The sequence below is a fragment of the Kitasatospora sp. NPDC048545 genome (assembly GCF_040651155.1).
Taxonomy (GTDB): domain Bacteria; phylum Actinomycetota; class Actinomycetes; order Streptomycetales; family Streptomycetaceae; genus Kitasatospora.
Genome location: NZ_JBEZIQ010000003.1, coordinates 319,013 through 342,624, shown reverse-complemented (window position 1 = coordinate 342,624; position 23,612 = coordinate 319,013). Strand labels below are relative to the sequence as shown.

The 23,612-nt window shown below is 69.7% G+C and carries 48 protein-coding genes; 28 read left to right on the top strand and 20 right to left on the bottom strand.

Going from position 1 to position 23,612, the window contains the following annotated elements; all coding sequences use genetic code 11:
* Window positions 1-231: 231 nt before the first annotated feature.
* From AB0D10_RS05395 to AB0D10_RS05310, 18 genes are all read right to left on the bottom strand, one after another.
* Window positions 232-435, bottom strand: coding sequence for a hypothetical protein (locus AB0D10_RS05395; protein ID WP_360251621.1), 204 nt, complete (start codon window positions 433-435; stop codon window positions 232-234).
* Between the two features lie 17 nt (window positions 436-452).
* Window positions 453-707: a hypothetical protein gene (locus tag AB0D10_RS05390; protein ID WP_360251618.1), complete on the bottom strand. Its 255-nt coding sequence runs from the start codon at window positions 705-707 to the stop codon at window positions 453-455.
* The gene (locus tag AB0D10_RS05385) at window positions 704-1,294 is read right to left on the bottom strand and encodes a hypothetical protein (protein WP_360251615.1); all 591 of its coding nucleotides are present in this window, start codon (window positions 1,292-1,294) and stop codon (window positions 704-706) included. The genes AB0D10_RS05390 and AB0D10_RS05385 overlap by 4 nt, the downstream gene beginning before the upstream one ends.
* Window positions 1,291-1,662 (bottom strand): hypothetical protein, encoded by a 372-nt coding sequence (locus AB0D10_RS05380; RefSeq protein WP_360251612.1) that lies wholly within the window; start codon window positions 1,660-1,662, stop codon window positions 1,291-1,293. The genes AB0D10_RS05385 and AB0D10_RS05380 overlap by 4 nt, the downstream gene beginning before the upstream one ends.
* Before the next feature lie 598 nt (window positions 1,663-2,260).
* Window positions 2,261-2,581: a hypothetical protein gene (locus AB0D10_RS05375; protein WP_360251609.1), complete on the bottom strand. Its 321-nt coding sequence runs from the start codon at window positions 2,579-2,581 to the stop codon at window positions 2,261-2,263.
* 104 nt (window positions 2,582-2,685) lie between these two features.
* Window positions 2,686-3,483 (bottom strand): hypothetical protein, encoded by a 798-nt coding sequence (locus tag AB0D10_RS05370; protein ID WP_360251606.1) that lies wholly within the window; start codon window positions 3,481-3,483, stop codon window positions 2,686-2,688.
* Window positions 3,484-3,485: 2 nt separating this feature from the next.
* A complete protein-coding gene (locus tag AB0D10_RS05365) occupies window positions 3,486-3,731 on the bottom strand; it encodes a hypothetical protein (RefSeq protein ID WP_360251603.1) in 246 nt (81 codons plus the stop codon).
* Complete coding sequence (locus tag AB0D10_RS05360; RefSeq protein WP_360251600.1) at window positions 3,728-3,970, bottom strand: hypothetical protein; 243 nt, start codon at window positions 3,968-3,970, stop codon at window positions 3,728-3,730. Before AB0D10_RS05360 ends, AB0D10_RS05365 begins: the two co-directional genes overlap by 4 nt.
* Entirely contained in the window at window positions 3,967-4,251 is a 285-nt protein-coding gene (locus tag AB0D10_RS05355; RefSeq protein ID WP_360251597.1) for a hypothetical protein, read from the bottom strand. The genes AB0D10_RS05360 and AB0D10_RS05355 overlap by 4 nt, the downstream gene beginning before the upstream one ends.
* The gene (locus AB0D10_RS05350) at window positions 4,251-4,652 is read right to left on the bottom strand and encodes a DUF4326 domain-containing protein (protein ID WP_360251594.1); all 402 of its coding nucleotides are present in this window, start codon (window positions 4,650-4,652) and stop codon (window positions 4,251-4,253) included. The genes AB0D10_RS05355 and AB0D10_RS05350 overlap by 1 nt, the downstream gene beginning before the upstream one ends.
* Window positions 4,653-4,756: 104 nt before the next feature.
* Window positions 4,757-5,341 carry an HNH endonuclease signature motif containing protein gene (locus AB0D10_RS05345; protein WP_360251591.1) on the bottom strand — a complete coding sequence of 195 codons (585 nt, stop codon included), beginning with the start codon at window positions 5,339-5,341 and terminating at the stop codon, window positions 4,757-4,759.
* Window positions 5,341-6,732: a replicative DNA helicase gene (dnaB, locus tag AB0D10_RS05340; RefSeq protein WP_360251588.1), complete on the bottom strand. Its 1,392-nt coding sequence runs from the start codon at window positions 6,730-6,732 to the stop codon at window positions 5,341-5,343. The genes AB0D10_RS05345 and dnaB overlap by 1 nt, the downstream gene beginning before the upstream one ends.
* Window positions 6,733-6,750: 18 nt before the next feature.
* The gene (locus AB0D10_RS05335; protein WP_360251585.1) at window positions 6,751-7,659 is read right to left on the bottom strand and encodes a hypothetical protein; all 909 of its coding nucleotides are present in this window, start codon (window positions 7,657-7,659) and stop codon (window positions 6,751-6,753) included.
* Window positions 7,656-8,237 (bottom strand): GIY-YIG nuclease family protein, encoded by a 582-nt coding sequence (locus tag AB0D10_RS05330; RefSeq protein ID WP_360251582.1) that lies wholly within the window; start codon window positions 8,235-8,237, stop codon window positions 7,656-7,658. Before AB0D10_RS05330 ends, AB0D10_RS05335 begins: the two co-directional genes overlap by 4 nt.
* 94 nt (window positions 8,238-8,331) lie before the next feature.
* The gene (locus tag AB0D10_RS05325) at window positions 8,332-8,529 is read right to left on the bottom strand and encodes a hypothetical protein (protein ID WP_360251579.1); all 198 of its coding nucleotides are present in this window, start codon (window positions 8,527-8,529) and stop codon (window positions 8,332-8,334) included.
* A complete protein-coding gene (locus AB0D10_RS05320) occupies window positions 8,526-8,744 on the bottom strand; it encodes a hypothetical protein (RefSeq protein WP_360251576.1) in 219 nt (72 codons plus the stop codon). Before AB0D10_RS05320 ends, AB0D10_RS05325 begins: the two co-directional genes overlap by 4 nt.
* A gap of 5 nt (window positions 8,745-8,749) precedes the next feature.
* Window positions 8,750-8,947 (bottom strand): hypothetical protein, encoded by a 198-nt coding sequence (locus tag AB0D10_RS05315; RefSeq protein WP_360251573.1) that lies wholly within the window; start codon window positions 8,945-8,947, stop codon window positions 8,750-8,752.
* Window positions 8,948-9,097: 150 nt separating this feature from the next.
* The gene (locus AB0D10_RS05310) at window positions 9,098-9,331 is read right to left on the bottom strand and encodes a helix-turn-helix transcriptional regulator (RefSeq protein ID WP_360251570.1); all 234 of its coding nucleotides are present in this window, start codon (window positions 9,329-9,331) and stop codon (window positions 9,098-9,100) included.
* Between the two features lie 195 nt (window positions 9,332-9,526).
* On the opposite strand from AB0D10_RS05310, the gene AB0D10_RS05305 reads away from it, so the two are divergent.
* The 3 genes from AB0D10_RS05305 to AB0D10_RS05295 all read left to right on the top strand — a co-directional run bounded on the left by AB0D10_RS05305 (window position 9,527) and on the right by AB0D10_RS05295 (window position 10,957).
* Window positions 9,527-9,919 (top strand): helix-turn-helix transcriptional regulator, encoded by a 393-nt coding sequence (locus tag AB0D10_RS05305; protein ID WP_360251567.1) that lies wholly within the window; start codon window positions 9,527-9,529, stop codon window positions 9,917-9,919.
* 124 nt (window positions 9,920-10,043) lie between these two features.
* A complete protein-coding gene (locus tag AB0D10_RS05300; RefSeq protein ID WP_360251564.1) occupies window positions 10,044-10,499 on the top strand; it encodes a type II toxin-antitoxin system antitoxin SocA domain-containing protein in 456 nt (151 codons plus the stop codon).
* On the top strand, window positions 10,496-10,957 hold the full coding sequence (locus AB0D10_RS05295) for a hypothetical protein (RefSeq protein WP_360251561.1): 462 nt from the start codon (window positions 10,496-10,498) through the stop codon (window positions 10,955-10,957). Before AB0D10_RS05300 ends, AB0D10_RS05295 begins: the two co-directional genes overlap by 4 nt.
* 52 nt (window positions 10,958-11,009) lie before the next feature.
* Here AB0D10_RS05295 and AB0D10_RS05290 read toward each other — a convergent pair whose 3' ends face one another.
* Together AB0D10_RS05290 and AB0D10_RS05285 are read right to left on the bottom strand one after the other, a co-directional pair.
* Window positions 11,010-11,423, bottom strand: a complete 414-nt coding sequence (locus tag AB0D10_RS05290) for a hypothetical protein (protein WP_360251558.1) — start codon at window positions 11,421-11,423, stop codon at window positions 11,010-11,012.
* 64 nt (window positions 11,424-11,487) lie between these two features.
* Window positions 11,488-12,267 (bottom strand): GntR family transcriptional regulator, encoded by a 780-nt coding sequence (locus AB0D10_RS05285; RefSeq protein WP_360251555.1) that lies wholly within the window; start codon window positions 12,265-12,267, stop codon window positions 11,488-11,490.
* Window positions 12,268-12,774: 507 nt separating this feature from the next.
* Here AB0D10_RS05285 and AB0D10_RS05280 point away from each other — a divergent pair.
* The 25 genes from AB0D10_RS05280 to AB0D10_RS05160 all read left to right on the top strand — a co-directional run bounded on the left by AB0D10_RS05280 (window position 12,775) and on the right by AB0D10_RS05160 (window position 23,600).
* A complete protein-coding gene (locus AB0D10_RS05280) occupies window positions 12,775-12,960 on the top strand; it encodes a hypothetical protein (protein ID WP_360251552.1) in 186 nt (61 codons plus the stop codon).
* Between the two features lie 123 nt (window positions 12,961-13,083).
* On the top strand, window positions 13,084-13,275 hold the full coding sequence (locus AB0D10_RS05275) for a hypothetical protein (protein ID WP_360251549.1): 192 nt from the start codon (window positions 13,084-13,086) through the stop codon (window positions 13,273-13,275).
* The gene (locus AB0D10_RS05270; RefSeq protein WP_360251546.1) at window positions 13,275-13,421 is read left to right on the top strand and encodes a hypothetical protein; all 147 of its coding nucleotides are present in this window, start codon (window positions 13,275-13,277) and stop codon (window positions 13,419-13,421) included. Before AB0D10_RS05275 ends, AB0D10_RS05270 begins: the two co-directional genes overlap by 1 nt.
* Window positions 13,414-13,632, top strand: a complete 219-nt coding sequence (locus tag AB0D10_RS05265) for a hypothetical protein (RefSeq protein ID WP_360251543.1) — start codon at window positions 13,414-13,416, stop codon at window positions 13,630-13,632. Before AB0D10_RS05270 ends, AB0D10_RS05265 begins: the two co-directional genes overlap by 8 nt.
* Entirely contained in the window at window positions 13,632-13,829 is a 198-nt protein-coding gene (locus AB0D10_RS05260) for a hypothetical protein (protein WP_360251540.1), read from the top strand. The genes AB0D10_RS05265 and AB0D10_RS05260 overlap by 1 nt, the downstream gene beginning before the upstream one ends.
* Window positions 13,830-13,840: 11 nt before the next feature.
* The gene (locus tag AB0D10_RS05255) at window positions 13,841-14,098 is read left to right on the top strand and encodes a hypothetical protein (RefSeq protein WP_360251537.1); all 258 of its coding nucleotides are present in this window, start codon (window positions 13,841-13,843) and stop codon (window positions 14,096-14,098) included.
* 29 nt (window positions 14,099-14,127) lie between these two features.
* A complete protein-coding gene (locus tag AB0D10_RS05250) occupies window positions 14,128-14,316 on the top strand; it encodes a hypothetical protein (protein ID WP_360251534.1) in 189 nt (62 codons plus the stop codon).
* On the top strand, window positions 14,316-14,612 hold the full coding sequence (locus tag AB0D10_RS05245) for a hypothetical protein (protein ID WP_360251531.1): 297 nt from the start codon (window positions 14,316-14,318) through the stop codon (window positions 14,610-14,612). The genes AB0D10_RS05250 and AB0D10_RS05245 overlap by 1 nt, the downstream gene beginning before the upstream one ends.
* A 42-nt stretch (window positions 14,613-14,654) precedes the next feature.
* On the top strand, window positions 14,655-14,867 hold the full coding sequence (locus AB0D10_RS05240) for a hypothetical protein (protein ID WP_360251528.1): 213 nt from the start codon (window positions 14,655-14,657) through the stop codon (window positions 14,865-14,867).
* An 88-nt stretch (window positions 14,868-14,955) separates the two neighbouring features.
* A complete protein-coding gene (locus AB0D10_RS05235) occupies window positions 14,956-15,468 on the top strand; it encodes a hypothetical protein (protein WP_360251525.1) in 513 nt (170 codons plus the stop codon).
* Window positions 15,469-15,546: 78 nt separating this feature from the next.
* On the top strand, window positions 15,547-15,771 hold the full coding sequence (locus tag AB0D10_RS05230) for a hypothetical protein (RefSeq protein WP_360251522.1): 225 nt from the start codon (window positions 15,547-15,549) through the stop codon (window positions 15,769-15,771).
* An 88-nt stretch (window positions 15,772-15,859) separates the two neighbouring features.
* The gene (locus tag AB0D10_RS05225; RefSeq protein ID WP_360251519.1) at window positions 15,860-16,060 is read left to right on the top strand and encodes a hypothetical protein; all 201 of its coding nucleotides are present in this window, start codon (window positions 15,860-15,862) and stop codon (window positions 16,058-16,060) included.
* A 44-nt stretch (window positions 16,061-16,104) separates the two neighbouring features.
* Window positions 16,105-16,656 (top strand): hypothetical protein, encoded by a 552-nt coding sequence (locus AB0D10_RS05220; protein ID WP_360251516.1) that lies wholly within the window; start codon window positions 16,105-16,107, stop codon window positions 16,654-16,656.
* A gap of 13 nt (window positions 16,657-16,669) precedes the next feature.
* Complete coding sequence (locus tag AB0D10_RS05215) at window positions 16,670-16,858, top strand: hypothetical protein (protein ID WP_360251513.1); 189 nt, start codon at window positions 16,670-16,672, stop codon at window positions 16,856-16,858.
* 79 nt (window positions 16,859-16,937) lie between these two features.
* Window positions 16,938-17,168: a hypothetical protein gene (locus tag AB0D10_RS05210; protein WP_360251510.1), complete on the top strand. Its 231-nt coding sequence runs from the start codon at window positions 16,938-16,940 to the stop codon at window positions 17,166-17,168.
* A gap of 74 nt (window positions 17,169-17,242) precedes the next feature.
* Window positions 17,243-17,587: a hypothetical protein gene (locus AB0D10_RS05205; protein ID WP_360251507.1), complete on the top strand. Its 345-nt coding sequence runs from the start codon at window positions 17,243-17,245 to the stop codon at window positions 17,585-17,587.
* Between the two features lie 44 nt (window positions 17,588-17,631).
* The gene (locus AB0D10_RS05200) at window positions 17,632-17,760 is read left to right on the top strand and encodes a hypothetical protein (protein ID WP_360251504.1); all 129 of its coding nucleotides are present in this window, start codon (window positions 17,632-17,634) and stop codon (window positions 17,758-17,760) included.
* Between the two features lie 14 nt (window positions 17,761-17,774).
* Window positions 17,775-18,125, top strand: coding sequence for a hypothetical protein (locus tag AB0D10_RS05195; RefSeq protein ID WP_360251501.1), 351 nt, complete (start codon window positions 17,775-17,777; stop codon window positions 18,123-18,125).
* Between the two features lie 5 nt (window positions 18,126-18,130).
* Window positions 18,131-19,378: a DUF2637 domain-containing protein gene (locus AB0D10_RS05190; protein ID WP_360251498.1), complete on the top strand. Its 1,248-nt coding sequence runs from the start codon at window positions 18,131-18,133 to the stop codon at window positions 19,376-19,378.
* Window positions 19,379-19,485: 107 nt separating this feature from the next.
* Window positions 19,486-21,492: an FtsK/SpoIIIE domain-containing protein gene (locus AB0D10_RS05185; protein ID WP_360251495.1), complete on the top strand. Its 2,007-nt coding sequence runs from the start codon at window positions 19,486-19,488 to the stop codon at window positions 21,490-21,492.
* 55 nt (window positions 21,493-21,547) lie between these two features.
* Window positions 21,548-21,781 carry a hypothetical protein gene (locus AB0D10_RS05180; RefSeq protein WP_360251492.1) on the top strand — a complete coding sequence of 78 codons (234 nt, stop codon included), beginning with the start codon at window positions 21,548-21,550 and terminating at the stop codon, window positions 21,779-21,781.
* A 360-nt stretch (window positions 21,782-22,141) separates the two neighbouring features.
* Window positions 22,142-22,741 carry a hypothetical protein gene (locus AB0D10_RS05175; RefSeq protein WP_360251489.1) on the top strand — a complete coding sequence of 200 codons (600 nt, stop codon included), beginning with the start codon at window positions 22,142-22,144 and terminating at the stop codon, window positions 22,739-22,741.
* 112 nt (window positions 22,742-22,853) lie between these two features.
* Window positions 22,854-23,060, top strand: coding sequence for a MerR family transcriptional regulator (locus AB0D10_RS05170; RefSeq protein ID WP_360251486.1), 207 nt, complete (start codon window positions 22,854-22,856; stop codon window positions 23,058-23,060).
* A gap of 166 nt (window positions 23,061-23,226) precedes the next feature.
* Window positions 23,227-23,391 (top strand): hypothetical protein, encoded by a 165-nt coding sequence (locus AB0D10_RS05165; RefSeq protein WP_360251483.1) that lies wholly within the window; start codon window positions 23,227-23,229, stop codon window positions 23,389-23,391.
* Window positions 23,388-23,600, top strand: a complete 213-nt coding sequence (locus AB0D10_RS05160) for a hypothetical protein (RefSeq protein WP_360251480.1) — start codon at window positions 23,388-23,390, stop codon at window positions 23,598-23,600. The genes AB0D10_RS05165 and AB0D10_RS05160 overlap by 4 nt, the downstream gene beginning before the upstream one ends.
* Window positions 23,601-23,612: the final 12 nt, after the last annotated feature.

The window sequence follows — 23,612 nt, the reverse complement described above, 5'->3', positions numbered from 1 at the left end:
GGCTGTTGGGCGTTCAGGCCCTGGCGGTGGTCTCGGACTGCCGTGCATCGCTGCGCCCTGCCGCTTCCCAAGAGCGGCAGGGCGCAGTCACGTCCAGCCTGACCTGCAGATTCACCGCGCGATGCCTTGTCCGAGCAGCCTCACGGGCGTACGCTCCGAGACAGTCCTCCCCACGACAACGCCCCACTCCGGATCACCCGGAGTGGGGCGCGGTTGTCTTCGGCGTTTCAGCTAACGCGCGGCCGGTTTGATGACGCGCAGCTCGCTGGCGTGGCAGAGGACCGGGGCGATCCAGAAGCCGATGCCGTTGACGGTCCACCGGCCTTGCGTAAGAGGTCCGGGTGGCTTCTCGTCGACGATGTAGCCGGTGCGGCCGGCGGCGCGGGGATCGTCGACACAGGACTTGATCTCGACTTTGTCGTCCTTGTTGAACACGCTGGGTCCTCCTTCGGTCAAGGCCCGGCGGGGGCCGGCTCGATGGTCTCGACGATCGGCTTCCACGAGCCGGCCGCGGGCGGCCGGACGCAGCTCAGCCGTAGGTGGCCGCAGGCACCGCAGTAGTTGCCGTGTGCCCGGGAGTGCGCGGGTCGGCCGACGGTTCCGGCGACGTACCAGCGAGCGTCGGCGCCGCACTCATTGCACGGGTTGGGCCGGCGGGGGCGTCCGTCGTTGCGGTCGGCGTCGTCGCCGAACGGCCAGGCGGTCACGGCTGCGCCTCGTTGTTGCATCCGATCTGGTGGTCGCCGCCGGTGCCGTCACACACCACACAGGGCAAGCTGGCGGCCCAGTCCGCGAGGACCTGGAAGTCCTCGGCGGTGAGCCCGACACGCGGATCGACGTGGTGCAGTAGCGCCGACGCGTCGTGGACCCCAGCGACGTACTCGCGGTCCTTCTCGCCGATCTCGTCGTCAATCCACGCGAACGGCCGCCCCTGGGCCCACCTGACGACGTCCCACGTCTTGAAGTAGGTGTCGTCAGGGCGGGTGGCCCACAGCTCCTCGAACGGCACGAACGGCAGCTCAGGCAGCCCGAGGTGCGGTGCGATCCATTCGTTGGCTTCAGCTTGCCAGGTGGTGCACCAGGCGAGTTCATACGGGAGCGCCTGCAGCAGGGCTCCGTGCTGGTGGTTGAGCCACACTCGCAGCGGCTTGGCGTGGCGTGGGTTGACGTGCCGGGAGACCCAGCTGTCGGGGCGCATGCGGTGGGTGGTGTAGCCGTCGGGGCGGCGGGTGAGTTTGGCGGCGTACGGGTTGAGGGGCCCGTCGATGTCGATGAGAAGGAGCGGGAGGGTCACTGTGGCTCCGTTGTGAGGTCGATGGTGAGCTGGCCAGCGGCCTCGATGGCGGCTCGGCGGGTAGCGGCGGCGGTCTGCCGGTGGTGGTCGCGGTCGTAGTGCAAATGGGTGCCGTTGCACATAGCGCGGAGATTGCTGGGATCGCTGTGCTCAGGAATGTGATCAAGGTGGGCGACGGTGAGGACCACCTTCGAGCCGGTGCCGTACGCGGGCTCCCCGTTGATGTTCGGGCAGCGGCCGTCGTGGGTCCCCCGGCCGCACTCGCCGAGGCACTCACAGCGGCCGCCAGCCCGGTTGGTGCGAATGTCGAGGCTGATGGCGGGCCAGTTGCGCGGGTAACGGTCGCGGTTCTCCGGACGTATGGGCACGGTGTCTCCTCGGTCAGGCCGCTGCGCCCTGGAAGCCGGGCGGGGTCACTGCTGTTCCTGAGCTCCGATGTACTCGACGCCTGGCACCATCCCGGTGCCGGCCGAGGACGCCGCGGTCGGAGCCCATCCGACCTCAATGAACCTGGCGGCGACGTGCCCAGGAACCCAGTCAGTACCGCGGGCCGGGTCGGACATCCACGCGGCCAAAGCGTCAGCGGTCGCGAACACAGGGCTCTCCGGGGAGCCCTCGGTCACGGTCTCCCACAGCTGCCAGCCGTCCCCCGCGGGCGGATACGTCGGCCGCCACGCCTCCGCCTCGGCACGCTGTCCCGGATATGCCTCGACCGATCCGTGCCCGTGGCAGGCCTCGCACAGCTCGGCGACGCCTTCGCGGAGGGCCGCGTCACCGGCCGGCGCGCCAAGGCGAAGCCACAGCAGAGCGAGGAGTCACCCGCCGAACACGACGGCCCCTGACCCTTCCCCACCAGCCCCGATACGCTTACCGTGACCGAACCGCCTGGGGACGCCCCGCGGCTGGCGACCGGACCGCGTGCACCACAGGAACGCCCTCGCCAGCCAGGCGGGGGCGTTTCTGCGTTCACGCCGCGCGGCGGGCGTCGTCGTACTCGGCGAACGCCTTGGCGGCCTGTTCGATGTACCGGCACTGCCAGCCGCACTCACCGCCGGCGTCGTGGAACTGCAGGTGCAGCTCCTCAGGGCTGGACCAGGTCACGTCGGCCGGCGCCTTCCGGGTACGGGAGCAGGGCCGGAACATCCACTGGGCGAGGAACGTGACCGGATTGTCGCGGTAGTCGCGGCGGGCGGCGTGGGCGTGGAGCCAGCGGGCGAACGTCATGTCGAGGCGGATGGCCGGCGGCTGGTTGGAGCCGGGGCAGCCGTCGCTGTAGAACGTCGCCATGGGGTCGAACGGGGCGTGATGGAGTTTCAGGCACCCGTCTTTGCGGATCGGCAGGGTCTGCTCACACGTGCCGCAGATGCCCTCAGGAGGGGGCGAGAACGGCCTCACAGCACCTCCCCCTCCCCCAGGTCCAACGCGGCCTGTTCGGCCGCTACGGGGACCTTCTGGGCCTTCCACTGCTCCCGGTACCGGTCCACCCAGTGGGCGCACTCCCCCCGGGCGTGGAACCGGGCCGTCCCCTCCGGAAGATCCGGCCGCCACAAGTTCGGCCCCGGGAACCGCTCCGACTTCTGCCGGTGACTGATCCCCTCCCCGCAGCCCATGCAGTTCCCCGCCGGAATCGCCATCAGGCGCTCCGACACCGCCAGCTGCGCCCCCACCTCCCGATCCAGCTCCTCCTCCCGACACGGCGGCAGCTCACCACACGACCGGCACACCGCGTAATGCTCCGGCAGGACGGCCCACTCGTAGGACGCCCGCCCGATGCGGTGCTCCCGCGGGCCGCCGCCGTCCGGCGCCACGACGACGTTCACCGGCCGGTCCCGCCACGTTGCGCGCTGCGGCTCCTCACCCCGGCCGTGCCGGCGCCAGTCGGCCAGCGCCTTCGTCCAGAGTTCCTCGAACCGCTCGGGCCACAGGTCGTCCGGCCGCTCACGGATCTCGACGACCCGGTACGGGGCCCGGTTGAGGACGACGAGCATGCCGGGCTGCAGGTGGACGTTGTGCTCGCGCCGGCGCCGGTCGTACTCGGCTTCCTGGATGCGGCCTTCGACGGTGCTGGGGCCGTTGCCGATGCGGACCTCGGACATGGGGCGCCAGTTGGGCGGGTCGATGTGGCCGCTACGGGTGGGCGTGCGGGACCGCCACCGCAATCCGGGTGTGACAGCGATCGGAATCCGCATGGTCAGCTCTCCTCGGTGATGACGGTAGTGGGCCAGATGGACCAGTCGGTGGCCTCGCCGCCTTCGTACAGCTCGAAGCCGCCGTTCCTGCCAGGAATCCAGATGAGGGCTTCCTGGCTGATGTCGAGCGCCGCGGCGCAGTCTGCCTTCGTGCGCTGGCGGGCGATGTGGGCGTTCGCATAGATCGGGGCCCCGGGTGTCTCACCTTCCTGGCGGACCCAGACGGTGGGCGGCGGAGTGGCAGTCACCGGGCACCGCCGGCGCGCTTGAGGACGTCGGCGGCGGCGCACCACTGCTCGTGCCGCTCCCAGTCGCTGGGGCACAGGTCGTCCTCATCGATCTCGTCGAGCTGGGCCTTCGAGGCTTCGATGATCCGCCGTCGGCTCTCAGCGACGATGGCGGAGCGGTAGGCATCGACCGCGGCGTCCACGGCCTCAGCATCGCCGTTCTTGATGCGGTCGATGAGGATCTGCCGGACTGTCGTCACTGGGCACCGCCGGCGTCCGGGGTGCGGATCCACGACTCCAACGCGTTCGCGTAGTCCTTCATGGCTCGGTCGGCGGCCGCCTTCGCCTTCGCCTGGGCGGCGCGGGCCTCCTCGACCTGCCGGCGAAGAGCGGCGAGATCGGGCGCGTGGACGTCGACGGCGTCCGCGAAGGTGGGCTGCAGCTCCAACACCCTCACGAGCTGGACGGCGGTGCGCTTCTTCCGGCCGTCGAGGCAGATGAGCAGGAACTCCTGGGTGCCGGACGGCGTGGTGAGGTCCATCAGCCCTCCAGGCATTCAGGCTTGGCACTGCGGTCCACCAGGTCCTCCAGCGGCTCGGTGCCGTTCGCGACCTCCAGCAGCCAGTCCCCGTGGCACGGCGCACCCGGTCGGCACCAGCACATCAGGGTTCGGCCGGCGAGCCGCTCGCGGATGACCCGCAGGAACTCGATGTCGTGGGTGCGGGAGTTGCGGTAGCTGGCGACGGCCTCCTCGGCGGTGAGCGGCCCGTGCGGGCGGCGGTCGGTCCAACCGCCGGGGAGAACGGTCCATCCGCGAGTGTCGCCGACGCGCCACGGGTTGCCCCAGGCGCTACTGCCGCGCCCGATGTACACGGCGCCTTCGGGAGCGCGCCAGCCCTTTGTGCGGAGGCGCTGGATGCGGGCGGGGGTGGTGACAGTCATGGTTGATTCCTCCCGATCTGAGATGAATTGTTCCAGTTTTGCGGGCATGCGGGTAGCCCGCTGACGTGACGAAATGCGCTCAACTCCCCTTCGGTGTGCCGGAGTCAGTGGGCAGGCCCACGCGTCCCGACCCACTCACGGAGCCGGTTGCACGCCTTGCAGTACCGTCGCCCGTCGTACAGGTACGTGTTCTCTGCGTCGTACGCATGGCCGGCCGGGCAATGAGTCTTGATGGCGTTCCGCACCCCGCCGCGGCCACGCCGCGTGTTCTCGGCGAGCGTGGCCGGTTCGAGGTGTTCAACGTTGATGCACCTGCGGTGCACGCACCGCGGACCCCCCTGGCACGACAGGTCCAGGTTGTGGCACGTGTGGTCAAGAGCCAGCCCCGCCGGTATGGGGCCGACCTTGAGTTCGTAGGCCACTCGGTGCGCGAGCCGGGAGGCCCCGTTCACACTCAACTCCCCGTAGCCGCGCGGGTTGATCGTGCCGGTGTAGAGAACACAGCCACCGGGGCCCGGCTCCGTGCGGGCGTTCAACTTCTCCTCCGCGTGACCGTGGAGAAGGATCGGCGCGAACTGGCCCGTCTGCTTCAGCAGCGCGCGCAGCTTGAGGTAACAGCGCTGGCAGCGGTCTCGTGCATACATTGCCGACGACCCGCAATCGGCGCATCGCCGCGCAGAGGCGGCCATCACTGTTCCCTGGCGAGGTCGGTGAACCGGCTGTAGTGCAGCTGGCTGGCCACGGTGATCGTCGCCGTCGGCCCGTTACGGTGCTTCCCAACGATCAGATCGGCCTCGCCCGCGCGCGGCGACTCCTTCTCGTACGCGTCCTCCCGGTGCAGCAGGATGACCATGTCGGCGTCCTGCTCGATCGACCCCGACTCGCGCAGATCCGAGACGACCGGCTTCTTGTCCTGCCGCTGCTCCGGGCCGCGGTTCAACTGCGACAGGGCCACCACCGGCACGTTGAGCTCCTTCGCCAGGGTCTTCGCCCCGCGGGAGATCTCCGACACTTCAAGCTGCCTGTTCTCGGCCTTCCCCCCACCGGACTGCATGAGCTGCAGGTAGTCGATGACGACCAGGCCAAGCGGGTGCTTCTGCGCGAGCCGACGCGCCTTGGTGCGGATGTCCATGCCGGTGAGCTGCGCCGAGGCGTCGATGTACAGCGGAGCCGCGGTGATGGCCGGCATCCGGCGGGCGATCCGCGTCCAGTCGTCGTCGGTCAAGTTGCCGGAGCGCACCCGTTCAAGCAGGACCTTCGCCTCGGCCGACAGCAGCCGGTCATGGATCTCGCCGCGGCTCATCTCCAGGCTGAAGATGACGGTCGGCAGGCCGTGCTGGATCGCGGCGGAGCGGGCGAAGTCCAGGGCGAGCGTGGACTTGCCCATCGCCGGCCGCGCCGCCACCACGATCATCTGACCGCCCCGGAGGCCCCCGGTCAGCGCATCAAGGTCGGCGTAGCCCGTCGGAACGCCGACGAGCTTGCCCTGGTTCGCCTTACGTGCCTCGACGTCATCGAGGTGGCCGCCCATCGTGTCAGCGACCGCAAGCATGTCCTCCTCGGCGTGCTCGTCGGCGACCTCGAAAAGCTCCTTCTGTGCGGCGTCCACGATCTCCCGCACGTTGCCCTCGGCAGCCCGGCCCATGTCGGTGATGCGCATCCCGGCCTTGACGAGGCGGCGCAGCACGGCCTGCTCGTGGACGATGCTCGCGCAGTACGCCGCGTCCAGCGCGGTCCTCGCCGTCTCCATCAGGGCGTGGAGGTAAGGGGCACCGCCGACCCGCTGCAGGTCGCCGGTACGGGCGAGCTCCGCGGTGACGGCGATCGGGTCGGTGGGCTCGCCACGGGAGAACAGGCGGACGATGGCCTTGTGGATCTCCTCGTGCGCAGGCCGCTGGTAGTCGCGGGGCTTGAGGACGGAGCAGACTTCGCCGACCTTGTCGCGGTCGAACATCATGCCGCCGACGGTGGCCTGTTCGGCCTGGAGGTTGCTGGGGCCGCCGGCCGGGATGACGTCCGACTCCGGCTCGGGTTCGGGCTCGTAGTCCTCGGGCTGGGGTTCGACGAGGTACATGGTCACAGGGAGGCTCCTGGAGGGTCAGGCCGCGCTGGCGTGGACGTTGGGGTGACAGGCCGGGCAGGGCTGCCCGCTGCGGGTGCGCCAGCGGGGGTTGTGGGCCGCGTGCGGGTTGTTGTCGAGACAGGTGCCGCACGCCGGCTTGAGGTTGCTGCGCTGGCCGTGCACGGCCTGGTGCGGGATCAGGTTCGGGATCCGGTCCCGCTCCAGGACCGCGGCGTAGCTGTTGATCCCGTCCGGGTTGGTGCACAGCTGGGCGGCGAGGTCGTCGTCAAGGGACCAGCCGAGTCGTCCGGCCGTGCCGAGGAGTGCGGGGGCGATCCGCTGGGCGTCCTTCGGGCCGACAGTCCACGGGCCGGGGAGCCGCTGAAGGAACAGGATCGCGCGGTTCAGTTCCAGGCTGCTGCCCGCCTCCTCCTCCGTTTGGGCCGGCCTGGCAACTGGCGCGGCTCGCCGCTGCGCCGGGGGACGGGAGGGGGAGGTCTTATACGTCTTCTTAAAAACGTCTTCTTCGTGTTCAACAGGCTGACCAGCTAGGTCAGCCCGCTGACCAGTTCTGGTCAGCCTGCTGACCAGTTCGCCTGACTGGTCAGCAGGCTGACCAGCTCCCACCTGCGCTTCTACGGGGAAGGGTTCGTTGAACGCGATGGCGTACGTGTTGGTGCGGTGGTCGGCCGCTCCGGACTCCTCGATGCGCAGCGCGCCGGCCGCCATGAGGGCCTTCACATAGGTGATGACGCTGCCGCGGCTGACGCCGAGTTCTTTGGCGAGGGTGCCGTAGCTGGGCATCATGCGGTCGTAGTGGCCGTAGCGCCCGTGAAGCCAGCCGTAGGTGGCAATGGCCTGGAGGGAGACGCCAGCCTCGTACAGCCACAGGGGGATGCGGCCGTACTTGGTCTCGGCGGTACGCCCGCGCATGTTCTCGATCACGGCGCGCTCCGGAAGGTCGCGGCTGCCTCGGCGATCAGCGCTGCTGCCGCGCAGCCCGAGAAGTCGAACCACTCACCGCGGACACGACGGCTCGCGAACGCATCGTGGAGGTGCGTTTCGAGCGCCGCGCCTCCCGGCCCCATCCAAAGGACTTCCAGGTGGCCGGGCCACGAGGTCTGGAGGGCTGACAGCCGCTGGCGGACGTTCTGCGAACAGCCGATCTTCACGAACGGCTGGCTGCGATCCGTGATCGCATAGGCGAAGCCGGTGGCGTCGACCACCTCGGCGGCCTGCGAGCCAGGCAGCACGTAGGTGACGCCAGACAGGGTGCCGTCCGGGAGCCGGTGGCGGTGCCTACGCAGGTAGCCAGCCGCCTCCAACTCTTTCAGTGCTGCCTTGACTGCACCCAGTCCCTCCTTGGAGTACTGGGCGAGCGTTTCAGCGGAGAGCCCTCGGCGATCCTCGAAGGTGCTGATCAGACCGAACAGGCCTTTGGCGCGGAAGGAGAGCGTTGCGCTGAGGAAGAGCTCGTCGGCATGGACGCCCGAGTGGCCGCTGTCGGCCTGGGAGTTGTTCACGGTGTGCTCCGGGAAGGAGTGCCTGTGCTGTGGGCGCGGCGGGTGAAGGGGAGCGAAAGGGGGGCCGCCCGCGTCGGGGCGGCCCATGGGGATGTCAGCGGCCGAGGATCCGGTCGAGCGTCCGCTGCGCCGTCGCCGCCGGCAGATCACCGGTCACCGTGTGGTATCCGGTCGGCGGCTCGTAGTGCGTCCGCACGTTCTCGAAGCCGAGCAGGCGGGCATCCTCGGCAGTCGCGGCAATCAGCGCGGCGGCACCGGGCTGGCTCTCATGACGGGACTTGAGCAGCCTCACTGCGGCACCCCCTCGACGAAGCTGATGGTGTCGCCGTGCACGGACTGCAGGACCATGACGACCAGCTCGGCGGTCAGGAACCGCGGGTCGAAGCCGACGACGACCTGGTCCGGCGCGATCCACGTCGCACGCATCGCCGGACCGTCGTCGGGGAGGGTCACGTTGATCAGGCCGGCGGTGATACGCGGGCTGGTGGCGCTCAGGGTGGTCTGCATGGCGCTCACTCCCCCACCCGGCCGGCGCCCGCGGGGCGCAGCAGGCGGGCCCTGAACAGCTCCTCGCCGTACCGGTCGCCGACACGCTGCGCCCAAGCGATCAGGCGCATCAGCTGCTTGCCCGTACGGGCGGGGATCGGGCGGCGGTCGGCCTGGCCGACCGCAAGGTCCTCGGTGGGACGGTGTACCGTGACGGCGATCATCGGGCCACCGCCACGGGGACGGGTGCACCGGTGCACTTCTTGGCGATACCTGCCATGATGGTCTGACTCCTTCTGCGGGCGCCTCGGTTACCAGGCCAGGCGGCGCTCGCGTTGGTTCCGGCGGCCCCGCTTCTGCGGGGCCGTTGTCGTTTATGCGGCGAGCGGCAAAGCCTGCTCGGGTTCACAGACGAGGTACTCGACCATCACCCGATACGAGGCCGCGAGCTTCATGAGCGTGCCGATGCTGGGCTCGGCCTGGCCGCTGGCAAGCCGGGACAAAGTCGCACGGGAAACGCCCGAGCGCTTCGCGATGCTGTAGTCGCTCTTGTCTCCGAGCTTGATGGCGACCTCACGCAGGTTGGCGATGTTCAGTCGGTGAGTCATTACACCCCCCTCCGTTGCTCCTGAGGAATCAATTCCGGCTGCGGAACTAGCCCCAGACTACGCCCACAGTTCCGCGCACGCAACATGTTGCGCGGCCGGACTTCCGTGCCACCCTCCGACGCCACCGATTGCGCATGTGCAACCATTGCTGTGCACGCGGCCCACGCACCCATATGCAGGAGGAGCAGACAAGCCATGACCACCACACCTGCCCAGCGATTCGCCTCATGGCTCAAGCCCGCCATGCGGAGGGCCGGCATGGACGTCGACAAACAGCAAGGCGGCGGCCGAGCAGCGCTGGCGGATGCCTGCCAGGTCTCACGAAGCACGGTCGGGCGCTGGCTCGACGGACAGAGCATCCCGGGCTCAGAGCATTTCGAGGCCATTGCCGCAGCGCTCGGCGTGCCAGTCATGGATCTGCTGCTGGGGACAGGCATCATCTCGGCCGAGAGCCTGCAAACCCCCCAGTCAGCCACCCGCCACTTCTCGCCCGAGGAAGCCGCCGAGGAGCTTGGCATCCGCGCCGACGATCGCGAGTTCTTCCTCACGTTTGTCGAGCAGCTTCAGAAGCGGGCGGACCGCGCCTAACCAATGAGCCAGCCCCTGAGGGTTTGCCTGTCGGCACCCTTTGGCACAATCGGCTGGTTGGAGTCCTAGCCGGCAAGGAGTGCTCGGCTAGGGTGAGGGCAGACCGCAAAGGGGAGGCCGAGACATGGCAAGCGTGCACGACGTAGCCGCGTACATCCTGGCCAAAGACGGCCCGATGTCCGCGATGAAGCTGCAGAAGCTCACCTACTTCTCGTACGGCTACCACCTGGCCTGGGACGACGAGCCGATGTTCCCGGAGCGGTTCGAGGCGTGGGCCAACGGGCCCGTCGCCCCCGGCCTGTATGCCGATCATCGGGGCCGCTACACCCTGAACGCCGACGACATCAACGGCGACCCCGACCAGCTCACCGCCAGCCAGCGCGAATCCATCGACGTGGTCCTGGAGAACCTCGGCCACCACACCGCGCACCAGCTATCCGAAGCCAGCCACCACAAGGACGGGCCTTGGCAGATGGCCCGCACCCGGGCCGGCGCACGCGAGCTGGAACGAAGCAACGAAGAACTGCGAGACGAGGACATCGCCGACTACTTCGGCGCACTCACTGCCGGCGCAGAATGAAGGCCGCAAAGCGGGTCGCCAAGCTGCCCGCACAGCGCGGCACCACAAAGAACGTGGCCAGCCTGGACGCGGCACTGCCCGGTTCGGGCAACTCCGGCGGCCGGATCTGCTGGCGCTTCACGCACGTCGACCACGACGGCCCGTGGGGCATAGCCAAGCTGCCGCCGGGCGAGTGGGAGTTCCTGCTTCGCAAGCTCGCAGAGGTCGAGACGCAGACCCTGATGGAGCTGTTCAACAAGGGCGAAGAGCCGGGCAAGCACTACGAGACGCACCGGCTGCCGAACAAGGACGCGCTGCGACGCCTGGCCGAGCTGAAGCTCAACGACATGACGCGGATCTCGCGCCTGCGGTTCGGCGGCAGGCAGCGCCTGTACGGGTTCCTGGTCGACAACGTCTTCCACGTCGTGTGGTGGGACCGGGAACACGAGGTCTGGCCGTCACAGAAGAAGAACACCTGAAACACTCAGCTGCGCCCCACCCAGGGACCTCGGGCGGGGCGCAGCTGCGTGTTCAGCGGACGTGGTTGATGAAGGCGCGCGAGCCGTCGCGCAGGTCGATCGTGGCGCCGTGCCCGACGGCCGGCGGGTTCGGCAGGGGCGAGTAGACCTCGACGGCGGCGATCTCGCCCGGGTCGGCGGCCAGCAGGGCGGCAACGAGACCGTGCTCGACTGCGGCCAGCTCGGTCGGCATCGCGGGCCCGGCTGGCTTCTCCCCCAGCATCGGCTCCGGCTCGGGGTGGTCGCCCCACTTCTCGCCGGGCGCGCCCATCACTGCAATCTGCCAGTTGATGGTCCGGCCGCCAGCCTCGATGACGACGCCGTACGGGTGTCGGGTGTTGCCGGTGTCGGCGAAGGTCTTCGCGGCCGCGCCCGGCAGGGTTGCCGCGGCGTCGAGGAGAAGCTGCTGAAAACGGGCAGGGCGCATGAACGTTCCTTCTCGGGTGGAGTGATCCACCGTACCGGGAGGTGGGTCCCGGTACGGTGACCGACTATGCCTGGCGCGGCCAGGCCGCCGAGTCGCTCCGCTGTACGCGGTAGGCCAGCGCGAACCGCTCGGACGACATCCGCGTCTCGTTGACTTCGGCGCCGATCAACGCGTCATCCCGCATGATCTGGGCCACCCGAGTGACCACAAGAACTGGGATCGTCTTCGAGATCTTCAGTGCTGCCTGCTCCTCCTCGGTTGGCTGCCGCGACCAGGCAGTCTCCTCCCATTCGAGGGGCGCCTGGAAATGCTCTTCGAGTCGGTCATAGATGCCTCCCGGGCCGGCCTTCTCTGCGCCGAGCGCGGGCAGCTCGGCGACTAGAGCCATCGGCAGGTAGCTGGTAGCGAGCTGCAGTACCTGCTTGGTGTCGGCTGGCCCCATCTTTCGCTCCCGGACGAGGACATCCTGTCCGCGGGGGACTCCGAGTAGATCGGCGATGTGGTCCGGGGGCACGGCGATCCCACGCGTCGGCGCTTCCACGGCTGCCCAGTTCTTTGCGTTCTGGTCGAAGAAGTAGCCGAGCTCGTCGCGATAGACCGTCCGGTCCCGGACAACCAGCCGGCTCCGGGGCCGCTCGCGCACCCTTGGCGCCTGCCGCGGAACGAGTTCCACGTACCCCTCGGCAGCCAGGGCGCGGACTGACTTCATCGCGGTGCCGCGGTGGACTCCGTACTTCTCGGCGAGCTTCTCCCCTGTAGGCAACTTGTCGCCCGGGGAGTACTCGCCAGTCTCGATCGCTTGGCGCAGCGCATCGGCTACGCGACGGGTTTCGTCCCCGGTCATCCGTCCTCCTTGCAGTGAGTCATCGGCGTGTTTCCTCGCTTAGGCTATCCCACGCGCCGTGGCGCATGCTACGGTTCTTTCGTACCAACCAGAAACGGCCCCGCTGGTGGTGACACACCAGCAGGGCCCGACTAGCCACACCTGCGCAAATCAGGAGAGGCCACTCATGTCTGATCGTACGGCTGCTACGAGCGGTGGGACATCCCAGGGCAAGCGTGTCGACGCTGCGGCCCTCCCCACCTCCGAGCAGATGAAGGCGGCCTCCTCCTTGCACCGGGGGTTGTGGCCCGGCCTCGACCCTGTCGAGCCCGGCCCGCAGCCCTCTCGCCCTACCCCCGCCTACGGCGCGCCCGACATCGGTCAGCGCCACGCCAAGGAGGCCCCCATGCCCACCCCCGACCGCGCCTTCGCCAACGGAGACGGTGGCGGCGACCACTCGACGAACGGTGGCTACGGCCACGACCCGCTGCCGCCCCTGCCGAACCCGCAGCCGGCGAAGTGACCCCCATGGACATCAACGAGCAGATCGCCCGTGCCGAGAAGCGCCGTCAGGTTCTCGCCGAGCTGGTCGCGACCGCGACCGACTTCATGGAGAAGGCGGCGGCGGGCCAGGCCTTGTCGCGGATGAATGCCGGCTTGGACGCGCTGAAGGCGCAGGCGGCCCGGTTCAGCGGCCCGCTGGACGTCGTGTGATGGCCGGCTCGCATCACAGTGCTGCGGTCATCGAGGCCATGCGGTGACCTGGGACAACCGGCCGGTGATCCCGAAGATCCCGCGGCCGCGCAAGCCGATCGACCCGACCAAGAAGGAGCCGCAGTGAACGTCGACGAGCAGATCGCCCTGCTGGAGAGCCAGATCGCGGAGACCGCCGCCGCGTTCGCTGCCGCAGCCGGAGACCCCGCCGAACGGAAGTCCATCGCTGACGAGCTGACGGCGCAGCAGGACTTGCTGCGGTGCCTCAAGGCGGAGCGCGCGACCCGGACCCGGAATCCGCTGGACATCGTCTGATGGCCGCCGGCGACATCGTTCCGCGCCCCTTGGGCGACCCGGACTGCCGAGACCTCGTCGAGCTGCTGTGCCTGATGACGGCGGCGGACGGGACCCCGTACCTCGACCTCCTGCTGGAGGGCGACGAGGAGGACTCCGGTGAGTGACCGCACCGTCTACATCGTCCGGGTGTTCAACCCCGACGGCTCCCCCTACCTGGACACGCTCGGCAAGTCCCTCGCCAGTGCTGGCGTCTCTCCGGCCGCGTCCGGGATCAGCGCCTACGGCGAGGCCGACCGCGACAAGCGCATCGCCACCGCCCAGGCCAACGGCTACACCGCCACCTGGGAGATCGCCCCCAATTGGAGGACCGCCTGATGACCATGCAGGAGCGCTTCGACGGCATCGTCAGCGTCGAGATCGCCCTCGGTCGGCTCCGCCCGGACGCGACGCCGGCCGAGCGTGAGGCCGCCGTCGACGCGGTCCTCGACAGCCTCAACGACACCGCGGACGCCCGCGCGACCGAACTCCTCCACCGTCTCGGCGCCGGGCACCGCTACCCGGCCGCCGCGTGAAAGGAAACGTCATGAGTCTGCGTCACGAACTGGCCCGCCAGCACTGGCCGGCCGACCTGTCGGACCGCGACACCGTCGTCTCCGTGTTCCAGGTCTACAGCGCCAGCGGTCACGTCGCCGTCGTCCGGAACCGCAACTCCGAGTTCTGGTTCGGCTGCAACTGCGGGGCCAGCATCAGTCCGGTTCGCGCGGACAACAGCAACCACTTCCGCGACGTTCTCGACAAGGTCGAGGGCCTGGCCGACCAGCACATCGAACAGACCCGCTGACACATCAACACCCCCGAAGGGACAACGACATGACCACCATCGACAAGCTCCTCGGCCAGCGCGCTGACCTGATCCACCGCGACCCCGAGACCGACACCGCGGTGCTCAACTCCGCCAACACCTACGGCGACATCAGTGACGACACGCTGCGGGCGTTCGCCCGGAAGGAGTTCGGCGCCCACGGGTACGTCCACGTCAACCGCGAGCAGGCGGCCTGATGGTCTGGTCTTGGGACCACAACCAGACCGGCGGGACCCGCTCCTACAGCTCCCACGTTGCGCTTGGAGAGCATCTCCTCCGGATCGCGACGCGCCGCGAATGGGAGGCCATCCAGCCTCTGTTCAACCGCAGCAGCGACTCGTACGACATCCAGCCCGAGCAGGCCCGCCGCATGGGCGAGGCGTTCAAGACCCTCGCACCGCTCGCCGACCGCCGGTGGCGACCCGCCTGCTACGAGCTCGGTGCGGCCGCTGCCAAAGCCGGCCGCACCAACTCGGTCTGGCACTGGGTCTGACTTCGCCGCGCCCCCCGATCAGCACCCACCGGAAGGATCTGAATGAGCGTCGCCCGCTACCCGACCGCCGGAAACCCGAGCAAGAACACGGTGGTCTACCAGGACCACAGGAACGGCGTCTCGTACGCCTGGTGGGGGTGCGACAACTGCGGCACCTCCGTGCAGACCCGCAACCTCGCCCACTCCGACGACCGCGCGTCCGTCAACGACCTGCGCCGCGAAGCCAAGGCTCACGCGGACGACTGCGTCATCTGAATTCGCCCCGGGGCGGCCGTCTCGTCGCCAAACTCGCCGGCCGCCCCGGGCCCTCATCCACCCAACTGAGTAGACAGGAGTACCCATTATGGGCCTGCGTGACCTGATGAGCAGCATGTCCGCCGGTGCGGCCGGCCGGATCGCCCGGATCGACGACCGGATGCTGAGTGAGCGCGCGCTGCGGGACATGCGCCGAGAGCACGCCATCTGGGCGAAGACCGTGAAGGCCGGCACCACGTACTACACGGTGCGGCCGACGCTGGGCATGGACCTGGTTCACGCCGGCCACATCAGCCGGCCCGTCCACGGCGCCTACGTCTGGGACCGGCGGGTGAGCTGGGGCCCGCAGACCGGCCACTGGGTCACCGCCTCCAACCTCACGTCCAGCTGGGACGTGTGGCGCAAGCACGGCGTGCTCGCCACGACCCGGCAGTGGACGCAGCGCGACCAGGACGAGCTGGACGCTCGCCGCGACGCCGAGTTCGAGCGCGGAATGGGCGCGGAGGTCCTGCGCCGGGTCTACGACTCCGCCGAGTACATGGAGCTCACGCGCCGCCTGGAGCGCGAGTACCCGGCCACCGTCGCCGCCCTCGCGGCCTGAGCCGACCCCTAACCCCTCGACCACCCGCACCTGCTCCTGCCCGCCTGACCGACCCGATCCCAAGAAGGAGAGATCCCGATGCTCACGACCCCCACGACGGTGACCGACGCCGAGTGGCCGCGCATCTACAACCTCATGACCCGCGCCGTCGACAACGAGGTCGCCGCCGAGGCCGCCGCGCTCGCCGGCGAGAAGACCTCCTCCACCGCCCTGGACCTGGAGAGCGCCGTCGAGATGGTCATCGAGCTGTACGGCATCGACGCGCTGCGCCAGCTGCTGACCGGCCGCTCCCCCAGGGCCTGACCGACAGTCAGCCGCGAGGGGTGCGACGCACCGCACGAGTCGCACCCTCGCACCACCTGCACAGAACTACATCACGGAGGCCTGACCCATGCCCCAGCTCGCCGACGGCGACACCCTCACCCACGCCGACTACGACACCCTGGTCTGCTGCGGCCGACCGATGCTCGTCGGCCACGCCACAGCCCAGCTGCCTATCGCTGGCGCGACCTGCGAGACGTGCCTGTGTGTCATCACCTCTCAGGAGTACGGGCCGATCCACGTGAACGCCTGCTCAGTTCACCGCGCCTGACCAACATCACGCCCTCACACCCCGCGACCAGGAAGGAGGCCGAGATGCCCACCGCGACCACCGACCTCGACATCGACCTCGCCGAGCTGCTCGGCCCCCTCCTAGTCGCCGAGGTCGAGGCCTACCTCGCCACCGTCGCCCCCACACCAGCCTGGCGTGCCCGACTCCGTACAGCGATCGCCGAGGCCCACACCAGCACGCCGCGCGGGACCAGCCCCAAAGCACCGAAGCCCTGGTGGCACGACGCCCCCGCCCCGGTGCACACCCTCACCGACCGAATCCTGCGCCGGCGCCCGACCGTCCCGGTCACCGCCCGCCAGTACCTGCACCTCATGGACCGCTACATCCGGCAGCACGGCTGGACTCAGGGCCGCCTCTGGGACGACACCGGGGCCGTCTGCGTCCTCGGCGCCCACATCCAGGTCTTGGCCGCAGGCTACGGCACCCCGGCCACCGCCTGGCAGGCCCGGCTGCTGATCGGCAACGCCCTCGGCTACCAGGGCACCCCGGTGCCCGTCGACACCTGGAACGACCTCCCCACCACCTGCCAGAACGACGTCCACCACCTGCTGCGCGCCGCCGCAGCCCGAGCCTGACGGAGAGACCCCGATGAGCCACCCCCTCGCCCGCGCCGCCCTGGAAGCGATCGCCGCGGCCGCCCAAATCTCCATCGACCACAACGACGACGCCAACTCCCCTGAGGCCGAGAAGGCCCGCACCGCAGCACGAGACGCCATCGACAAGGCCCTGGCCGCCGGGGTCACGAGCGAGGAGATCTGGACCGCGACCGGCGCCTGACGACATCCCGGCCCAGGCGACCCGACGCCCACACCCTGCTGCGGACCGCAGCAGGCCTCACCTGAGAGGCCCCACCGCCATGACCACCCTGTCCCTGAGCCAGCACGGAGCCAACACCCCGGTCCCGCCCGGGAGCTACATGGCCACCCTCACCACCGAGTTGCGCGACAGCAACGGCATCGGCATCAACCTGAAGGAGATCGACACCCAGGTCACCACCCCGCACACCCTGGGCTCGCTCGCTGCCGGCGTCGCCACCCTGACTCGCGTGCCCGGGACCGTGGTCGACCTCGTCATCACCCCGAAGTAGGGGCCCCAGAGGTTCGGCTGCCTGCCTGGCCTGAATCAACGATCACGTCTGCCCCAACCGCCGAAAGAGGCATCATGACCACCTGGTCCCAGCACACCGAGCCCGACACCTGGCCCGACGGCGTCATCGCCTACAGCACCCACGGCGGCACCACCATCATCACCCCCGGCCAGTGGACGTTCTTCGTCATCCCCGACGACGACCGCATCGGCAACGCGTCAGGAACCGTCACCGTCCCCCAGTCCTGCACGCTCACCGCGCTCGCCACCGGCATGAGCGCCCAGATGCGGAACGCCTTCCACGGCGACCCGATCTACGACCTGGCGATCGCCCCGTACGGAAGCCCCGCAGCCGCCGCACTCGACCGCCTCATCCCCAGCGACTGCAGGGCCGACATCGCGATCGCTGCCCGCATGTGATCTGAGCGGACCGTCACGGTCCCGGCTTCAAAGGAGCCCGAGTAATGACCGACTACCTGATCTTCCTCGCCAGGCCCCACCCCGCGGACAGGGCCCTGCGCGCCGCGCACCTCGCCGCGGTCAGCCTCCTCGCCGCCTTCATCGCCTCCGCCTACTACCGCCGCACCACCTGACCCCGGAGCCCACCATGGCCCGCACCGCCGCCCCAGCCGAGCAACACGCGCTCACCACCATCAGCCTCGCCCTCGCCGGCCTGGCCGCCACCCAGACCCCCGGGGCGGCGGTCACCACCCTCCTCCTCGCCGCCGTCGCCCACTACGCGATCCTCGCCCTCGCCGCCGCCGCCCTCCGCCTCAACCTCCCCCACCTCCTCGACGGCCACCACCGTCAGCTCCGCGCCACCACCGCCCTCATGCTCCTCGGCGCAGCCCACGGACTCCGCGTCGTCGCCACCGCCATCCTCTGGGCCCTCACCACCACAGCTCACGCCATCACCCCAACCAACCGCCCACCAACCGCTAGCCACCCAAGGAGGTGAGCGTCATGACTCGCCAGACCAACCCGGCCGACAGCACCACGCTCAAGAAGCCCCCCGCGCTCACCAACGGCGAGCAGTGCCTCCTCTACCTCACCGTCGCACTGCTCCTCGCAGTCGGCACCATCGGCCTGATCGCCAGTTTCCAGTCCGTCACCGCAGCCGCCACCCGCTGGGGCTTCCAGACCCCCGAGCTCCTCCCCATCGCAATCGACCTCGCCATCCCCGGCTTCACCATCGCCCACCTCCTCCTGATCCGCATGGACATGGAACTCGCATGGGTCCGCGCGGTACCCATGGCGCTCACGGCAGTCACCGTGTACCTCAACGTCCAGGCCGCCGCGAACCCGCTCACCCCCCTCGGCCACGCCGCGCTCCCTGCGAAGGCCGACAGCACGCTCGCCGCTCAGATCGGCCACGGCGCTCTCCCCCTCGTCTGGGTCGTCTGCTCCGAGATCGCCGGCCACGTCTACCGCGTCATCATCGGCGCCGCGACCGGAAAGCGCATGGAGCGGATCCGGCGCGCTCGCTTCGCGCTCGCCCCGATCAAGACGAGCGCGCTCTGGCGCCGCATGGTCTTGTGGGAGGAGACCTCCTACACGAGCGCGCTCTCCCGTGAGCGTGAGCGCCTTCTCGCGCGAGCGTCCCTCCGTGAGCGCTACGGGTGGCTCTGGTGGTTCCGGGCGCCCATTCGTGAGCGCGCTCTCCTGCACCTGGGTGAGCTCGCACCGGCCTTCGACGGTGAGCGCCCGGCTGAGGGTGAGCGCCTGAGCGTGAGCGCGGAACCCGAGCGGGCTGGCCTGAGCGTCACTGAGCGCCCGGCGCTCACGAGCCCCGCTCACCCCCCGCTCACCCCACCACAGCCCCAGGTCACCGTTGGGATGAGCGCGCCCGTGAGCGCCCCCGCCCCCGCACCGGTGAGCGCCGACAGCGACTCCCAGCCTGAGCGCGCTCAGAGCGCCGTCACGCTCACCAAACGCGCCCGGCCCGCCGCTCACGCTCGCACGAGCGCCAGCACCGTCCGGGCGCTCGGCGACGCTCGCAGCGCGCTCATCGTGCCGCTCTACAAGGCGCTCAACCGGCGCCCGGAATGGACCGAGATCCGCGACGCGCTCATCGACGCTGGCCACGACGCCGTGTCCCGGCCGACTGCCCAGCGGATCCGTGAGCGCGCCGAGCAGCACAACCCTGAGCTCACGAAGTACCCGTCGGCCGCCCAGCCCGGGGGCGCTCAGCGCTCAGGCACCGACGACTGATCTGACGGCCTGATGGCGGCGCCCAGCCCGACTGGGCGCACGCCACCTGCCCTCAGCTCAACCCGACCCGCTTCCCCGCACCGCCGAACCCCCCTGAGGAGGCCTCCGTGGCCCAGCAATACACGCCCGCCGAGGCCGACAACGTCCTCCCGTTCATCCCCCGCCCCCAACGCTCCCAGCCCGCGACGACCATGACGACGATGCCGACGACGACGACCGTCCTGGAGCCGCGACCTGCGGAAACGTCGCCGGAAGCGGGCCTCCCGGCATCGTCGTCGCCGGCCCCCGCCCAGGCCCAGGACTCCGTCTACCTGCCCGTCCAGGCCAAGCCGTCCCTCTCCCGCCGCTTCTTCGAGGGCTGCATCACCGTCGCCAACCGGGTCGGCGCTCTGGTCGTCCGCTACCGAGTCGAGCTCGTCCCCACCGCCGTCGTCGGCACGGTCACCGGCCTCGGCTGGTGGCAGAACCTCGCCGGCGTCGGAGGCTGGGGGACCGCCGCCTACGCGGGCCTCGCCCTCGCCGGGGCGGGGATCACCGCCTGCGGGGTGAAAGAGAAGAACGACAGGCTCGTCCACGCTGGCGCGGGCCTGACCATGACGTTCGCCGACGTCGCCACCGCCGTCGGCGCCGGCCCCGGCGGGATCTCCCTCACCGCTGCCGCAGTCACCACCGGCGCCGCGTACGCGATGTACGTGCCCTGGCTTCTCGCGCACCGCAAGGGACACAAGGAACTGCCCTCCAAGTCGAACGCCACGGCGAACGCCAACGCCAGCGTCGACGTGCAGGTCCAGATGGACAAGGGCAAGGCTGAACTCAAAGCCGCCGCGACCAGCAACGCCACCAACGAGGAGGACCAGTCGACGATTCGCATTCCCTGCGGTCCGTTCCACGACGACGTCATCCCCTACGCCGCCGACGACTCCACCAACGTCGCCGACCCCATCCGCCTCGGCTGGGACGAGTACGGGCAGCCCATCTACCTGACAACGCTCTACCGCCACACCCTCATCGCCGGCGCCAGCGACTGGGGCAAGTCCGGTGTCGCCAACCTCATCATCAAGAAGCTCCTCAAGAAGCAGCACGTCGAGATCTACGGCATCGACCTCAAGCCCGGCGCACCCGAACTCGGCCCCTGGGCGCCACTCCTGAAGCGCCTCGCCCGCACCCCGGAAGAGGCACGCGAACTCCTCAAGGACCTCCTGGCCGAAGGCGAGCGCCGCGGCGCCCACCTGGAGAACCTGTCAAGGCGGTCCCTCGCCAGCGGCGGACCCGCTGTACGCAAGTGGATCCCCGGCGACCCGAACCACCCCGACCCGCAGAAGCGCGGCCATGGCACCGCTGTGTTCCTGGTCTGCGACGAACTCGGCGAGCTGGTCCGGCAGGACGAGGAACTCCGCAAGGAGGAGGCCGAGGTGCGGAGGCTCAACCCGGATGGTCTTCCCGCCGAGCCTGCCATCACGAAGCTGTACGAGTCGGCCCTCGCGCTACTGCGGTTCCTGGGCATGCAGTTCGTCTCGGCAACCCAGCAGCCGTCGTCAACGGTCTTCGGCGGCCGGACCGATGCCCGCGGGAACTACGTCAACCGGATCTCCACCCTGGTTGCCGACCCGGACCACGCCCAGTTCGTGTTCGGGAAGCGGTACCAGGCGCTGGGTCTGGACCCGGCGAAGCTTCGACGGCCCGGCGAGATCTTCTTGGCCTGCCCCGAGATGCCCACCGGTGTTATGCCGGCCCGGATCCGTGTCGAGTACGTGTCCGACAAGGACATCGCTGCGGACGTCGCGCACCTGCACAGCAACATGTCGGCGCAGCCGATCGGCCGGTTCGCCCCGCAGGGCCAGCGGGCCGACCTGACGAAGCCGGAGCAGCCCGCCAAGCCACAACTGCTCTACCCGGACGGGACGCGCGTCGGCGCCGACGAATGGCCGGGCCTGTACAAGGTGCTCGTAGAGGTCTGCGAGCAGCAGGGCTACGCCACCAAGGGCGACCTCTGCGAGCTTGGCCCGTACAACAGCCTGGACACCGTCCGCCGCGCCCTGGAGGTGTGGGTGCAGCACGGCGTCGTGGTGGAGAAGGTCGGGGCGGTCAAGCAGTACTCGCTGCCGACAGAATGATCTGCAGCCCGCCCCGGCGCTACCCGGGGCGGGCCTTCGCGCGAGAGGATGAGGCATGACTCCCGGTGAGCGAGAAGAGTTCTGGATCAGGGCCTACCGTCTGCGCGCCGCTGCCCATCGCGGCGCCGCCGCCCGAGACGAACTCAACGCCACCAGCCTCGAAGCCGCCCGCGCCATGAAAGCTCTCACTGCAGCCATGGTGGATGGTGACACCCGTGATGTCGCCGCACACCCCGACCTCGCCGAACTGGACGTCCAGCTCGACGGTTACTACGGCGGACTCTGCTAGGCATGCTCCAGGAGTCGATCCGCCCCGACCTGCTCGCCGCCATCGAAGACGAACTCCGACGGCCACCCGGCGACGCCACCTTCAGCCGCTCGTGAACTCGTCAGAGAGATCTACCGGCTCCGGTTCGAGTTGCTGATCACTCAGGTTCGACGACACCCGTAGGCCGATGCCGACTGGCCACCAGCAACGGCGGGGTGACAGATTTCGGATCGGTGCCACACTGGTCTGATCACCCCGCCGCCCGGGAGGACCAGCATGCCCAGCGCCCCCACCCCATGCCCCGGATCCTGTAACCGAGCCTGGCGCGAAGCCGAACACGCCGGCCTCCCCCACGAGTACGCCCCCACCTGGGGCCGCCCCGTGCACTGCCAACCCTGCGCCGACCGCACTCGCCAAGACCTCACCCGCCTCCCCGAACTCCTCGCCGCAATATGGCTGGAGGCCACCCACGGCACCGCCCGCCCCGCAGACGTCACGACCAGCCGGCCCGCCGGCATCGCACCCTGGCCCGGGCAAGCCAGCAGGCTCCTCACCGACCACATCATCGGTGGCCTCACCGAGATCGAGGACGACATCCGCGGCCTCCGCCAGCTCGGCCCACGGCCGACAGACTTCCGCGAAGGCGCAGCGGTAACCTCCACGGTTCGCTTCCTCGAAGCCCACCTGGACTGGGTGCTGGAGCACCACCCCGCGGCCGGTGAAGTCCACGAGCGGGGCAGTGGCAACCCTGCGGCGCAGATCCGGGCCTTTCACCGTGCCGCAGAACGGTTCACCGCCCGTGATGCCCGCATGGAACAGAAGGCCGCCCCGTGCAAGCGCTGCGAATGGCGGGCGCTCGCCCTCGCCGACGGCGCTGACTACGTCGAATGCCGAAACTGCGGCCTTCTGATGACCCCTTCCGAGTACGAGAACTGGGCTGGAGAAGTCGCCGCAAACACGCCGTACCGGAACGCGGCTTGACGGATCCGAAAATCATGTAACACTTTTGCCCGTACCCCCATGTCTTCGACCAGGCCCCGGCAGCCACAGCGGCGCGGGGCCTTCGTCGTTTCCGGAGGGAGGGCCGGCGCCAGTGATCCACCTCGATTCCGACCTCCGCACCCTCACCTGGACCACCCGCCAGGCCGCCGAAGCCGCACAGGTCCCGCCTGGACGTATCCGGATCTGGGCGCACCGCGGCAAGCTCCGCCCGGTCAACCCTCGCGCGACGCACCCCCGGTACCGGGCGAGTGAGGTCCTGCAGGTCGAAGCCGAGATGCGAGCCCGCGCCGCTGCCTGACCACTGATCTCCCCGCCGTGTGCCGCCCGCGTGAGCAGGCCGGCGGGGATGGCCCGCCCTGAGGGCGGCGGGCCCCAGCTCGCGGCCTGGCACCACCGCTTCCCGCCAGGCCGCGAGCACCCAACCCCGGGAGGTGCACATCGCCACGGAAGACACCCCCACGCCCATGCCCGCCGCGGCCCCCGTCACCTTCGAGTCAGCCCTCGGCCACGCCGCAAGACTGCTCCTCCACGCCGAGCTCGAAACGAACCTGCCGCTGATGGAGCGCCTCGAACGCCTCGCGGACTCCTGGATCGCGATCGCCCGCACCCTCACAGAGGTCAATTCGTGACGGCCAGCCCGCAGCGCGCCCTCGACGCCCCCTTCACCCTCCCCGCCGCCTGGACACCGATCCCTGGCACCTGCTCACGCTGCGGCGCCCGCGCCTGGCTCGGCGAACAACGGTGGTGGCACCAAGGCCCCACCTGTCGAGCCCGGCCCACCAACCGCGTCACCGCCCCCGTCACCGCCGAGTTCATCCCGGACAAGCGGCCGCGCTGACGCCCGCCCACG